The 13,575-nt window shown below is 67.4% G+C and carries 13 protein-coding genes; 11 read left to right on the forward strand and 2 right to left on the reverse strand.

The genetic code is table 11. The features are described 5' to 3' along the window. Together ACYP5B_RS32735 and ACYP5B_RS32740 are read right to left on the reverse strand one after the other, a co-directional pair. The coding region (locus ACYP5B_RS32735; RefSeq protein ID WP_459572395.1) for a Rid family hydrolase at positions 1-473 on the reverse strand (473 nt) is incomplete at its 3' end. Positions 474-693: 220 nt separating this feature from the next. Beyond that, entirely contained in the window at positions 694-1,644 is a 951-nt protein-coding gene (locus ACYP5B_RS32740) for a LysR substrate-binding domain-containing protein (RefSeq protein ID WP_400095446.1), read from the reverse strand. A gap of 178 nt (positions 1,645-1,822) precedes the next feature. Here ACYP5B_RS32740 and ACYP5B_RS32745 point away from each other — a divergent pair, with 178 nt between their 5' ends. The 11 genes from ACYP5B_RS32745 (at position 1,823) to ACYP5B_RS32795 (ending at position 12,742) form a co-directional block, all read left to right on the forward strand. Further along, positions 1,823-3,385: a sugar ABC transporter ATP-binding protein gene (locus ACYP5B_RS32745; RefSeq protein ID WP_400095444.1), complete on the forward strand. Its 1,563-nt coding sequence runs from the start codon at positions 1,823-1,825 to the stop codon at positions 3,383-3,385. Next, complete coding sequence (locus ACYP5B_RS32750) at positions 3,372-4,337, forward strand: ABC transporter permease (RefSeq protein ID WP_459572396.1); 966 nt, start codon at positions 3,372-3,374, stop codon at positions 4,335-4,337. Before ACYP5B_RS32745 ends, ACYP5B_RS32750 begins: the two co-directional genes overlap by 14 nt. Before the next feature lie 10 nt (positions 4,338-4,347). Next, the gene (locus tag ACYP5B_RS32755; RefSeq protein WP_459572397.1) at positions 4,348-5,358 is read left to right on the forward strand and encodes an ABC transporter permease; all 1,011 of its coding nucleotides are present in this window, start codon (positions 4,348-4,350) and stop codon (positions 5,356-5,358) included. Between the two features lie 43 nt (positions 5,359-5,401). Next, entirely contained in the window at positions 5,402-6,370 is a 969-nt protein-coding gene (locus tag ACYP5B_RS32760; protein WP_400095440.1) for a TMAO reductase system protein TorT, read from the forward strand. 76 nt (positions 6,371-6,446) lie between these two features. Beyond that, complete coding sequence (locus ACYP5B_RS32765) at positions 6,447-7,328, forward strand: polysaccharide deacetylase family protein (RefSeq protein ID WP_400095439.1); 882 nt, start codon at positions 6,447-6,449, stop codon at positions 7,326-7,328. A gap of 49 nt (positions 7,329-7,377) precedes the next feature. After that, positions 7,378-8,193, forward strand: coding sequence for an aspartate dehydrogenase (locus ACYP5B_RS32770; protein ID WP_400095437.1), 816 nt, complete (start codon positions 7,378-7,380; stop codon positions 8,191-8,193). Between the two features lie 35 nt (positions 8,194-8,228). Beyond that, positions 8,229-9,014, forward strand: coding sequence for an SDR family oxidoreductase (locus ACYP5B_RS32775; protein ID WP_459572398.1), 786 nt, complete (start codon positions 8,229-8,231; stop codon positions 9,012-9,014). A 26-nt stretch (positions 9,015-9,040) separates the two neighbouring features. Further along, positions 9,041-9,736, forward strand: a complete 696-nt coding sequence (locus ACYP5B_RS32780) for an RraA family protein (RefSeq protein ID WP_318236826.1) — start codon at positions 9,041-9,043, stop codon at positions 9,734-9,736. Further along, the gene (locus tag ACYP5B_RS32785; RefSeq protein WP_459572399.1) at positions 9,729-9,956 is read left to right on the forward strand and encodes a hypothetical protein; all 228 of its coding nucleotides are present in this window, start codon (positions 9,729-9,731) and stop codon (positions 9,954-9,956) included. Before ACYP5B_RS32780 ends, ACYP5B_RS32785 begins: the two co-directional genes overlap by 8 nt. Continuing rightward, on the forward strand, positions 9,953-11,398 hold the full coding sequence (locus tag ACYP5B_RS32790; protein WP_459572400.1) for an amidase: 1,446 nt from the start codon (positions 9,953-9,955) through the stop codon (positions 11,396-11,398). The genes ACYP5B_RS32785 and ACYP5B_RS32790 overlap by 4 nt, the downstream gene beginning before the upstream one ends. Positions 11,399-11,506: 108 nt before the next feature. Beyond that, the gene (locus tag ACYP5B_RS32795; protein WP_459572401.1) at positions 11,507-12,742 is read left to right on the forward strand and encodes a TetR/AcrR family transcriptional regulator; all 1,236 of its coding nucleotides are present in this window, start codon (positions 11,507-11,509) and stop codon (positions 12,740-12,742) included. The last annotated feature ends 833 nt before the right edge of the window (positions 12,743-13,575 follow it).

Below are 13,575 nucleotides of genomic sequence, written 5' to 3' on the forward strand. Positions count from 1 at the left end.
TCGGCGCGCGTGCGCACCGGCACGTTGGGCTGCTTGCCGGTCCCGAAGTACTGGTTATAGACGCCCGAGAAGCCGGTGAAATCCGGCTTGCCCGTGGCCGGGTCCGCCACGATCAGCGCCTGCATGGAGACGATGTCGCCCATCTGGTAGCCGCGGTCCTTGAGGATGCGCTCGATCTGGCCGAGCACGTTGCGGGTCTGGGTTGCGGTGTCGCCATAGGACGCCGCGGTATCGGGCGGCGCGGAGGCATTCGCCACCGTGGGCCCCACGCCGCTGAGCACGAGTTGTTCCGCGCCGGCGGGAATCTCGATCACCTCGGCGAACTCGCGCGCCCAGGGTTCGGTCATGTGCGCCGGGTTGCGATGCCGGACGATCTGCTCGGCGGCGCTGGCACTGGCGATGCAGAACGCCGGAGTGACGAAGGCGGCAAGGGTGGCGATGGAAATACACGATAGCAAGCGTGTTGCGCGCATGGGGGGCCTGTCGGTGGAAGCAAGGAAGGAGGATCCGGGCAAGGCGGCGTTGCCTTGCCGGACCGTGCAAACGCAGGACGCAGAACACAAAAACGCACTCGCGTTTGTCACGACACCATGCTAGTAGCCGCCCCTGTGCGCGGACAAATGACTCCTTGCGCCGCATGCATGCCCTGAGGTCATGCGTGGGAACAACGACAATGACAACGACAACGACAGCTCAGATCGACGGCATCGCCGCCACCTCGGCGCGCAGCCAGTTGCGGAACGCCGCGATGGCGTAGTCGTCGGCCCGCTCCTTGCGGTACAGCAAGCAGTAGTCGCCGCCGCTGGTGATGCGCTCGCGCACCGGCACGGCCAGCCTGCCGGAGGCGATCTCCTCGGCCACCAGCACGTCGGGCACCAGCGCGATGCCGCGGCCTTCGATGGCGGCCCGCACCGACATGAAGAAATGCCCGAAATGCAGGGCCTGCGCGCCGGCCGCGTAGGGCACGTCCAGCGCGGCAAACCAGTCGGGCCAGGCATGCGCGCGGGAGTCGGTGTGAATCAGCGGCAGCCGCGCCAGCGCGGCCGGACTGGCAGGCAGCCGGCCTTTCACCAGGCCCGGCTTGCACACCGGCACCAGGCTATCGGGAAACAGCGGCTCCGCGGCCACGCCCTTCCATTCATCCGTCATCACCAGGTCGATGCGCGGCGCGCCCTTGCGTGCCCGCTTGCCAGGCGGCTTGCCCACGCGGATGGCCACGTCCACTTTGTCGCGATCGAAAGAAACCGGGTCGATCGACGTGATCAGCCGGATCTCGATGGCCTGGTGCGCCTGCGTAAAGTTGACCAGCCTCGGCATCAGCCAGGTGGACGCCAGGGTGGGCAGGATGCTGACCAGCAGGCTGCGCGAGTTCCTGGCCCCGGTGAGCTCGCGGGCAACGGTCTCGATCTGGTCGAGCGAGCGCGTCACCACGTCGAACAAGCGCGCGCCCTGCGGGGTGAGTTCGATAGCGCGCGTCAGGCGGTTGAACAGTTTGAGCCCATAGTGCGTTTCCAGGTTCTTGATGTGCCGGCTGATCGCGCTCTGGGTCACGCACAGCTCGTCCGCGGCCAGCGTGAAACTCATGTGTCGCGCGGCGGCCTCGAAAGCGCGCAGCGAAACCAGCGGAGGAAGCGAACGTTTCATGCGGCACCTGGGGGCTAGGGCGGGGGCGAGGGACGCATCAGTATAAGTCATGCGTATGTGCAATCAAGTCGTTTGCTGAAAAGATCCGCGACGCCGAGTATTCCTCTCAGGCAAGAAAAATGCGTCAACAGAAAAACAAAGCCCCAGACAAAAGACAAAGCCAGAAAAAGGAGTCCACATGACAGCCACGCCCGGCGAGGAGCGCCCCCTGCTCTCGGTATCCGGTCTTTCCAAGCGATTTGGAGCGACCTGCGCATTGCGCGGCGCCGATCTCACCGTGCGCCCCGGCGAGGTGCATGCGTTGATGGGCGAAAACGGTGCAGGCAAGAGCACGCTGGTGAAGATGCTCGTCGGCGCGCTGCGCCCGGATACGGGCACCATCCTGCTGCGCGGCCAGCCGGTTGCCTTTGGCTCCGTGCGCGACGCCATCGCGGCCGGCGTGATTCCCGTGTACCAGCATGCCACCGTGTTCCCGGACCTGACGGTTGAGCAAAACCTGCATGCGTTCGACGTGGCCCGGGCGGGCACGCTGCGCGCTGGCGCCCGCCTGCCCCTGCAACGCTACCTGGACACGGCGCGGCGCATCGGGCTGGAGCTCAACCCGCGCCAGCTGGTGTCCGGCCTGTCGATGGCCGAGCGGCAGTTGCTGGAGATCGCGCGCGGCGTGGCGCGCAAGTGCGAGGTGCTGATCCTCGACGAGCCAACCGCCGCGCTTAACGCGCATGAAGCCGACCGCCTGTTCGCCGCAGTCGCCCGCCTCAAGGACGAAGGCAAGGGCATCGTCTTCATCAGCCACAAGCTGGGCGAGATCAAGCAGGTCTGCGATGCCATCACCGTGCTGCGCGATGGCTTTACCGTGGTGGATGCGGTACCGGTGGCCGCCATGACGCCGCACGAGATCGTCGAGGCCATGGTGGGGCCGGTGGCCGAGCGCCCGCCGCGCGAGCTACCGGCGGTGGGCAACACGCGGCTGCGGGTTGAAGGCATCGCCTGCGGCGAGCTGCTGCGCGACGTCACGCTGTCGGTGGGACGGGGCGAGATCGTCGGGCTGGCCGGCCTGATTGGCTCGGGTGCGATCGAGCTGGGCGAAGTGCTGAGTGGCAGCCGGCCGCCCTGCGCCGGCACCATCCGGGTCGACGAACTGGACCTGACGGCAACGTCGCGCCAGCGCTTCAAGCTAGGCGGCGTGGGACTGATCCCGGCCGACCGCAGCAGCGACGGCATCTTCCCGGGGCTCAACTGCGCCGCCAACGCGGTGGCCTCAACCTACGCCTCCATCTCGGACCATCTCTTCGTCTCCGATGCCATGGAGGTCGGCGCAAGCGAGCGCCTGTTCGCGTCGCTGCGGGTGCGCCCGGGCGATCCGGCCCTGGACGTCAGCGCGCTGAGCGGCGGCAACCAGCAAAAGCTGCTGGTGATCCGCAACCTGCTGCTGCCCGGGCTGAAGGTGCTGGTGGTAATCGAGCCCACACGCGGCGTCGACGTGAACGCCCGCGAGGCCATCCACGATGCGCTGGTGGACGCGGCGCGCCGTGGCGTCTGCGTGATCGTGGCGTCCAGCGATATCGACGAGGTGGTGGCCTTGTCGCACCGCATCTTGGTGATGCGCCACGGCCGCATGGCCAGGGTGTTTGCGCGCGGCGTGGCATTGCAGCAGGTGATCGCCTGCACCACCGGCGCCAACGATTGCGATGACAGCATGCAACCCACGCACGAGGAGGCACATCATGGCCTGGCTTAGGAAGTGGCCGGCATCGGCCTGGGTCTGCCTGGCGCTGTTCGTGGTCTGCGTGATTGTGGTGCCGCGCTTTGGCACCGGCGGCAACATCTTCAACCTGGCGCGCGTGCTGGCGGTGCTGCTGCTGGTGGCGATCGGCCAGGGCCTGGTGATCGTGGTGCGCGGGCTGGATTTTTCCGTGGGCTCCGGGGTGGCGCTGTTCAGCGTGGTGGCCGTGCTGAGCATGCCGGCTATCGGCGTGGGCGGCGCGTTTGCCGCCGGCGCGCTGGCGGTGCTGGCCCTTGGCGCGCTCAATGGCACGCTGGTTGGTGTCTTGCGCATCCCCGCCTTTCTCGCCACGCTCGGAACCATGATTGCGGTGCACGGCTTGTGCGGCGTTCTGGTGGGCGGCGTGCCGCTGGATGCCCCCGCCAGCGTGGACTTCTCCGCGCTGGGCCGGGGGCAGTGGCTAGGCCTGCCGCTGCCGCTGTGGCTGGCCGGCGCCGCGCTGCTGGTCGTGGGCGCGCTCACGCGCTACACGGCGCCGGGCCGCGAATGGTATCTGGTGGGCAGCAACCCCCAGGCCGCGCACCTGGCGGGGATCGCGGTGAAGCCGCGCGTGCTGCAGGCCTACCTGGCCAACGCTGTGCTGGTGGCAATCGCCGGCGCGGTGCTGACCTCGCGGCTCGGCTCGGGCCAGCCCAACCTCTATCCCAACCTGCCCTTCGAGGCGATCGCCGCGTGCGCCATCGGCGGCATCCCGCTCACCGGCGGCAAGGGCGGCCCGTTGCACGCGCTGTTTGGTTGCCTGATCCTGGCCATGGTGGGCAATGCGCTGGTGCTGGTCAATTTCCCCAGCTACATCCAGAGCGTCCTGCTTGGCGTGCTGATCCTCGCGGCCGTGCTGCTCCAGCAACTGCGCGGCCGCGCACCGCGCACGCGCCCGCTGCCCAGCCTTCCTGCCAACGCATCTTGAGCGCACGAACATGAACACGCAACGACTGATGTCCCTGCAGGCTCGCACCGGTGCCGCCCTGTCGGCCTTCTCGCCACTGCGCGTGCCCGCGCTGCGCAAATCCACCGGCCTGTTGGCCTGCGCGGGCCTGTGGCTGGTGATGGGCGTGATCTCGCCCGGCTTCGCCACCTCGGACAACCTGGCCAATATCGTTTCGCAAAGTGCCGTGCTGCTGTTGCTCGCACTCGGGCAGATGCTGGTGGTGGTGACGCGCGGCTTCGATATCTCGGTGGGCGCCGTGGCGGTGCTGTCGTCCATCGTGATCGCGCAGACGGCCGCGCCGTTCGGCGAAGTGCCCGCCATCCTGCTAGGCACGGGCGCCGGGCTGGCGGTGGGGCTTTGCAATGGCTACCTGATTGCCTGCCGCCGCATGGAGCCGATCGTCGTCACGCTGGGCGCCACGCTGATCGTGCGCGGGGTGTCGACCATCGTCTCCGGTGGCGCCGATGCGGTGCCGCTGCCGCCGGGCACGGTGATCCAGTCGCTGGCCTACGCGGCATGGCTGGGCGTGCCGGCGATGGTGTGGCTGGCCGCGCCGGTAGCGGCGCTGGCCTGGCTGCTATGCACGCGCCTGCCGCTAGGCCGCTGGTTCTACATGATCGGCGGCAATCCCGATGCGGCTTTGCTGGTAGGGGTGCCCGTGCGCACCGCCGGTGTGCTGGCTTATGGACTTTGCGGCGCATTGGCCGGGCTGGCGGCGGTGTTCCTGCTGGCGCGCAGCGGCGCCGCGGTGGCGGTCGACGGCGCGGGCATGGAGCTGCAAGCCATTGCCGCGTGCGTGATCGGCGGCGTGGCGCTCAGCGGCGGCAAGGGCGCCGTGTGGCAGGTGATGGCGGGCACGTTGTTCATCCAGGCGTTGCTCAACGGGCTGAACCTGCTCGGCACCTCGCCCTTTGCCTCGGAGATCGTGCTGGGCGCGGTCATCGTATCCGCAGGCTTGCTCGAATACCTGATGCGCAAGGCGGGGTCGCGCCAGGGCTGAATCCTTACCTTCACTGCAACGACATCGAACAGGAGCTTGAATCATGAAGCGAATCAGCATTCCCCGGCTGCGGGCCGCCGTCGCCCTGGCAGGCGCCCTGCTGGCGTGCGGGCCAACCATGGCGCAGAAGGCGCTGACGATCGGCTACGCCACGCCGGACTTGTCATCGTCGTTCTGGATCTCGATGACCTACGGCGTGGAGGATGAAGCGAAGAAGCTCGGCGTTGCGCTGGTCAAGCTCAACGCGGGCGGCGATGCCAACGTCAACATCCAGATCTCGCAATTGCAGGACCTCGCACAGCGCAAGGTCGACGCCATCGTGGTCGGCGCCACCAACGGCGATGCCATCCGCGGCGCGGTGGAGCATGCCATTGGCAAGGGCATCCCGGTGGTGGGCCTCTCCAGCGTGCCCAACAGCGACAAGCTGGCCTCCAGGATCAGCGCGGACCACTACGACATGGGCCGCCTGCAGGCGCAGTGCCTTGGCAAGGCGCTCAACGGCAAGGGCGCGGTGGGCATGATCTCCCAGCAGCAAGGGCAGACCTGGGCCGACCTGCGGCGCCAGGGTTTCCTGGAAACCATCAAGGCGGAATACCCCGGCATCAAGGTGGTGGCGGAGTCGCGCAGCGCGGTCACGCGCAACGGCGCCATCAACCTGGTGGACGACTGGCTGCAGCGCTTTCCCGAGATGAACGGCATCTACTCCGCGGTGGATGACTCGGCGGCGGGCGCGGCGCTGGCGGTCAAGTCCGCCCGTCGCGAGAGCGTCAAGATCAGCGCCTCCAACCTCAGCCCCACCGCGCAGCAGATGCTGCGCAGCGGCGAGCTGGCCTGCTCGTCCGTGCAGCAGATCGTCACGCAGGGCCGCGAGGCGCTCAGGCAGGCCGTGGCCGCCGCCCGCAAGGAGAGCACGACAGCGGTCGTGCGCACGCCGTCCATCATGGCCACGCGCGACAACCTCGCCAAGCTCGATCTTTCCCTGGTGACCGCGCCGAAGGACTATCGTCCATGACGCAGCGGCGCCATCCGATTCCGCATTGCGCAAACTCACTCAGCAAACTCACTCATCCAGCCAGGTCAATAACGCCATGCTTGCTTCTCACGACAGATTTCCCTATTCACCCATCGTCGAACGCCCGCAGTTCGACTGGCCCGGCGGCAAGCGCCTCGCGGTGCATCTGTGCCTGAACCTGGAGCACTTCGCCTACAACACCGGCGGCGGCATCTCCTACTCGCCCGGCATCCCGCACCCCAACACCTACAACTGGGGCTGGCGCGAATACGGCAACCGGGTTGGCGTGTGGCGCATCATCGCGCTGTGCGACAAGCTCGGCATCCCGCTGTCGGTGCTGCTCAACTCCGAGTGCTATGCGCACTGTCCGCAGGTAATCGACGCGCTGCGCAAGCGCGGCGACGAAATCCTGGGCCACGGCCGCACCAACTCGGAGCAGCAGAACAATTTCTCCGAAGCCGAGGAGCGCGAGCTGATCCGCGAGGTAACCGAAGCCATCGCCCACCACGAGGGCAAGCCGCCCGCGGGCTGGCTCAGCCCCGGCGTCAATCCCAGCAACGTCACGCCCGACCTGCTGCAAGAGGCCGGCTACCGCTACGTCCTCGACTGGCCGATGGATGACCAGCCGGTGTGGATCGACACGCGCGGCGGCCGCCTGCTCAGCATCCCCTACCCGCACGAGGTCAACGACATCCCCGCCATCGCGCTGCACGATGCCACGGCGAGCGAGTTCGCCGACATCATCATCGACAACTTCGACGAGATGCTGGAGCAAAGCGTGGAGCAGCCGCTCGTCTACGGCATTTCCATCCACGCCTTCCTGGTCGGCCAGCCCTACCGGCTGCGGCAGTTCCGCCGGGCGATGGAGCACATCCTGCGCCATCGCGACCAGATCTGGCTGACCACCACGGGCGCTATCGCCCAGCACTACATCGGCCTGCCGGGGCAAGACGCCTGAGCGCGGACACACAACAAGATCATCGAGATCATCAAAAGGAGATCAAACAATGTCATTCGACAAGGAACTGCGGGTCGGCATCGCCGGGCTCGGCGCGGTCGGCAAGAAGCTTGTCAAGCAACTCGATGCCGGCGTCTTCGGCCTGCGGCTGGCCGCGGTGGCGGTGCGCGACAAGCAGAAGGCGGCGCAAACGCTGCAAGGCCTGCGCAACGAGGTTGCCATCGTCGGGCTCGGCGAGCTGGCCGACCTGGCGGACGTGGTGATCGAATGCGCGCCGGCGGAGCTCGTCGGCGAGATTGCCGAGCCGGTGCTGCGCGCCGGCAAGACGATGATCGTGCTGAGCTGCGGGGCGCTGCTTGACCGCATGGACCTGGTGGACCTGGCACGCGAGCATGGCGGCCAGATCATCGTGCCGACCGGCGCGCTGCTGGGCCTGGACGCGGTGACCGCTGCTTCGGAGGGCGTCATCCACTCCGTGCGCATGATCACGCGCAAGCCGGTGCGCGGCCTGGTTGGGGCGCCGTTCCTGGTGGAGAACAACATCAATATCGACGACGTGACGGCGCCGATCCAGATCTTCTCCGGCACCGCCCGCGAGGCCGCCAAGGGCTTCCCCGCCAACCTCAACGTGGTGGTTGCGCTGGCGCTGGCCGGCGTCGGCCCGGACAAGACCCACCTGGAAATCTGGGCGGACCCGGCGCTGACCCGCAACACCCACGAAATCGTGGTGGATTCGGATGCGGCGTCGTTCTCCATGAGCATCCAGAACATTCCCACAGAGAACCCCAAGACCGGCCGCATCACCGCGCAAAGCGTGCTGGCGGTATTGCGCAAGCTGCGCAGCCCGCTGCGCGTAGGCACCTGAGCGCAAGTAGAGAAGACCAAACAGGAGCATCGACAATGGATCTAGGCATCAAGGGGCGCATCGCGCTGGTCATGTCGGCGGGCGGCGGGCTGGGCTCGGCCATCGCGCTGGCGCTCGCGGCGGAAGGGGCGGCGGTTGCCGTATCGGACCAGAACCAGGAGGCACTGGACGACACGGTGGGCCGCATCCGCGCAGCCGGCGGGCAGGCATACGGCGTGCGCGCCGATCTTGCCGACCTGGCGAGCGTGACGGCCATGGTGGAGCAGGTCAGGAGCGCACTGGGCGACCCGGGCATCCTGGTCAACAACTCCGGCGGCCCGCCGCCTTCCACGGCCGCGCAAGTCGCGCCGGAGCAGTGGCGCATGCAGTTCGAATCGATGGTGCTGTCGCTGATGCATCTCACGGACCTGCTGCTGCCGGCGATGAAGCGCAAGGGCTGGGGCCGCATCATCACCAGCACCTCGTCCGGCGTGGTCGCGCCGATTCCCAACCTTGGCATGTCCAACACGTTGCGCATGGCCTTGCTGGGCTGGTCGAAGACGCTGGCCAACGAGGTGGCCGCCCACGGCATCTGCGTCAACGTGGTGCTGCCCGGGCGCATCGCCACGGACCGCATCCGCGCGCTGGACGAAGCCCGCGCCCGGCGCGAGGGCAAGACCTATCAAGACATCGTGGCGGCCAGCACCGGATCGATTCCCGCCGGGCGCTACGGCCGGCCCGAGGAGTATGGCGACGTGGTGGCCTTCCTGGCCAGCGAGCGCGCCGCCTTTGTCACCGGCTCCGTCGTGCGCGTCGACGGCGGCATGATCCCGAGCATCTGAGCACTTATCTCCCGAGGAAGCACAGCATGGAAACCACCCACGTAGCCCGCAGCGCCGCCGAGCGCGAAGCGATCCGCCAGCGATTCCTGTCGGTCGACACCTCCAACGTTGCCGACGTGCTCGACACGCTCGGCCTGTTCGACCAGGGGCTCTCGTCCGCCTTTACGCCTTTCCCCGCCAACGGCGGCAAGCTGGCCGGCTGGGCCTACACCATCCGCGGCCAGATGTCGCCATACGCGCTCGGTGGCGACCCGGACAAGATGAAGGCCTGCGCGGGCGTGTGCGCCGGCGATGTTACGGTCTGGAGCGGCGACGGCGAAGGCGTCTGCTACTTCGGCGAGCTGATCGCCATTGGCATGAAGGAGCGCGGCTGCGTCGGCTCGCTGATCGATGGCGGCATTCGCGATATCCGCTGGATCGCCGAGCAGGCTTTCCCGGTGTTCGCGCGCTACCGCACGCCGGTGCAGTCGATTGCCCGCTGGAAGGTCAACGGATGGCAAGTGCCCGTGAGCATCCGCGGCGCGACCTCGCAATGGGTGCAGGTGCGCCCGGGCGACTTCGTGCTGGGCGACGAAGACGGCGTGCTGGTGATCCCGCACGAAGTGCTGGACACCGTGCTGCTCGAGGCGGAGCGCCTGACCGAGCAGGAGCGCAGCATCCGCGTGGAGCTGCAGCAAGGGCTCAGCCTGGCCGATGCGCTGGCCAAGTATGGGCATGTCTGAGCTCGCGGCACTGGCGGCGCAGGTGGCGCAGGTGGCGCAGCGCGCGGCGGATCTCGGGCTGCGGCTCGATAGCCGCCGCTGCGGCGAGATCGCGGCTGCGGCCGCGCCGGTGCTGCAAGCCGTGCGTGCCTTGCCGGTGGGCGATGCTGATCTTCAAGCGCAGCCACGGCCATACACGCACTGGCTGAGGCCATGCGCCGCCGCGCCAGGAGGACGATGACCGACCCCACCCTCCTGAGCGTCGCCGAGTTGCGCATGGCGCTGGCCCACCGGCGCCTGTCACCCACCGCGCTGGTGCAAGCCTGCCTGCGGCGGGCCGCGGCGGCGCACGCCGTCACGCATTGCTTTGCCGCGCTGGACGACGCGGGCGCGCTCGCCCGCGCCATCCAGCTGGAGACGCACAGCGCGGCCGGCGCTGCCCAGGCGCCCCTCTGGGGCATCCCGTTCGCCCATAAGGATGTGCTGGCCGACCCCGCTCGGCCGCCGCGCGCGGGCTCGTTGTTCGACGACCTGATCGACGATCCGGCGGCGGCTCGACGGCCAGCGGCCGTGCTCGAAGCCATGCACCTGTCCGGCGCAATTGGCCTGGGCGCCACTGCGCTCGACGAACTCAGCTACGGCGCCACCGGCCTGAACGATCACTACGGCCACTGCCGCAACCCGTGGGATCCGCGCTGCATCACCGGCGGCTCGTCGGGCGGCGCGGCGGCGGCGGTCGCGGCGCACGCGGCGCCGTTCGCCATCGCGGCGGACACCGGTGGCTCGATCCGCATCCCGGCATCGATGTGCGGCGTGGTCGGCCTGAAACCCACATGGGGCCGCATCTCCACGCGCGGCGCCGTCCCGCTGTCGCCGTCGCAGGACACGCTCGGCATCATCGCCCGAACCGCCAAGGATTGCGCGGCGGTGCTCGACGCGCTGGATCCAACGGCCGCGCGGGCCACCACGTTCGACCGCGTCAGCAGCCTCAGCAGCCCGCTGGCAGGCCTGCGCATCGGCATTGCCCGGCACCCGTTCTTCGAGGTGGCGCATGACGACGGCGCCACGGTGATTGCCCGCGCCTTGCTAGCGTTCGAGTCGCTGGGCGCCCGCTTGCATGAGCAGACCGTGCCCGGGGTCGAGGCCTGCGATGCGGCGGCCACCGTGGTGACGTGGCGCGAAGCGATAGCGCTCCACGGCAAGCGCCTGCGTGGCCACGCCGATCGCCTCGCCCATGCCACGCGGCTGCGGCTGGAGACGGCGCTGGCGGCCGGCCCCGACGATTACGCGCGCGCCCTGGCCTACCGGCCGCTGGCGCTGCGGGCCTTTGTCGATCACGTCTTCTCGGCATGCGATGTGCTGGTGGCGCCCAGCGTTGCCGTGCCAACGCCGCGGATCGCATCCGTGGCGCAAGACGCCGCGCAAGCGGTGCGCGTGACGACCTCGCTGCTGCGCGCCAACCGCTGCATCAGCTATCTCGGCCTGCCTGCCGTGTCGCTGCCGGTGGGATTCACGCCTGACGGCCTTCCCGTAGGCTTGCAGCTGATCGGCAGGCCCTGGGCCGAGGGCACCCTGCTTGGCGCCTGCGCCGCATTCCAGCAAGCCACCCAGTGGCACCGTATCGAACCCGTGCTCAATGGCCTGGAAGTGCCCAGCAGCGGGGCGGAGCCGGGCAACGGGTAAGCACCTGAAAAGCCAAGCCGGCGCGATGGTAGACTCGGCACAGCCCCAACCCGTGCGGCCGCCTCTATAATCCGCGCTCCCGGCCAACCATCGCAGATATCTCGCCTCATGCTCAAGGAAACAGCGGAAGCCCGCCCGACACGCCGGTACGTGGAGAAACGCGAGGCGATCCTCGACGCCGCTGCCCGGCTGTTCAACCGCAAGGGCTTGCGCGGCGCCACGCTCTCGGACGTGGCGCAGGAAGTCGGCCTGAGCACCAACAGCATCACCTACTACTACCGCAAGAAGGAAGACCTTGTGGTGGCGTGCCTGATGCGCACCATCGACGAAATCGCGGGCATCGCCGACGCCACGGCCGGCGAGCCGCTGCCGCAGGCCAGGGTGCGCCGCTTCATCGCGCTTTTTTTCGAGCGGCTGGCCAAGACGGCAACGGGCGAGCGCCCCGAGCTGATGAGCTTTCGCGAAATCCGCTCGCTGCCCGACACCCACGCGGATGTCGCCTTCGCGGCCTACACGGACATGTTCCGGCGCATCCGCAAGGTGTTGCGCAGCGATACGCCCAAGGACCCCGCGCAACGCAGTGCCCTGAGCGCGGCGGCGCACTTGCTGCTGTCGCTGACCAGCGGCGCGATGACCTGGGTGGAGCGCTACGAGCCGGAGGACTATCCGAAGGTAGCGGACACGGTCGTGGATATCCTGCTCAACGGACTTGCATCGCCGTCAACCAGATGGGACAGCACCACCACCGGAACGCCGCCCCCTGCCGTCGCGGATACCACCCAGGAAGCCTTCCTGCGCGCCGCCACGGAACTGCTCAACGAGCTGGGCTATCGCGGCGCTTCCGCCGACCGCATCTCCGCGCGGCTCAACCTCACCAAGGGATCCTTCTATCACCACAACGAGAACAAGGACGACCTGATCTCCGCCTGCTTCGACCGCATGTTCTCGGTGATCCGGGACGCGCAGACCAAGGTGGAAGAAGGCCCCGGCACCGGCTGGGACAAACTCTGCGCGATCGCGCGCGCGCTGGTCAGCTATCAGTTCTCCAGCCAGGGGCCGCTACTGCGGCTGACCATCTACGGCGCGCTGCCTGAGGAGATGCGCAAGGAGAAGATGCTGACGATGAACCGGCTGTCGGCACGGTTTGTGCGGTTCCTGGTGCAGGGCATGCAGGATGGGTCGATCCGGGCGTTGGATCAGACGGTTGCTGCGTTGCAGGTGAATGGGATGATCAATGCGGCGGTGGAGTTGAAGAGGTGGGTGCCGGATGCGTCTGGGGAGAATGCGGCGGATTTGTTTGTTAGGCCTTTGTTTATGGGGATAATGGGGGATATTGGGGGCTGATGTGTTGGAGGATTTGGTAGGCTTGTGGCCCCGCTGACGCGGGGAGTATCTCTTCTGGGCGGGGTTTTGATGCTTCTAGCTGCTGTCGCGGCTGGGCGATTTTGATGGTTGATGGGCTGGACGTGTTTTGGCGCTTCTAGCTGCTGTCGCGGCTGGGCGGTGTTGCCGTTTTAGAACGTGTGAGATGTCACTTTTCTTTACTCGTAAAGAAAAGTAACCAAAAGAAAGCGATCCTTGCAGGAGGCTGGCTTATTGGGGTTACGTAGCCCGGTGGTTTCGTCGTCAGGCCCCGGGTTTTAATTGACTCATGCCGTTACCGGTTTGAATGGCCACGATCCTGTTAATGACGCCGGTTTCGTGGTGAGGCCCCCGGTAGCAGCATCCCTGCCCATTCACCCATCTGCCGGTACCGGCGCAAAGCGCCACGATATATCACGCCGTGATGGTTTCGTGGTGGGGTGGGCGCGGTGGTAATCTCCTCGGAATTATTTTTTCGGTGCCACCGCGCCCACGACGCAAACGGGACGCTTGCAACTTCGTGGCCGGTGACTCCGCGAGCGACAGACGGCCTGAAATTCGTGGTGGCCGCTACCGGGGGGACCACCACGAATCTCTGGGCATGGGCAGGGTCGTGGTGATCTAAACTGGTAACGGCACGAGTCCATTAGCACCCGGGGCCGTACGACGAAACCATTGGGGTCCCCAATGACGCCACGCCAGCCTCCTGCAAGGATCGTTTTCTTTTGGTTACTTTTCTTTGAGGGTGAGGACAAATTCAGGCATTGGTCAATCGGCGTACGAGCAAACGTGCCTGAGATAGCCAGACCCAGGCG

It is taken from the genome of Cupriavidus sp. 8B (genome assembly GCF_054589115.1).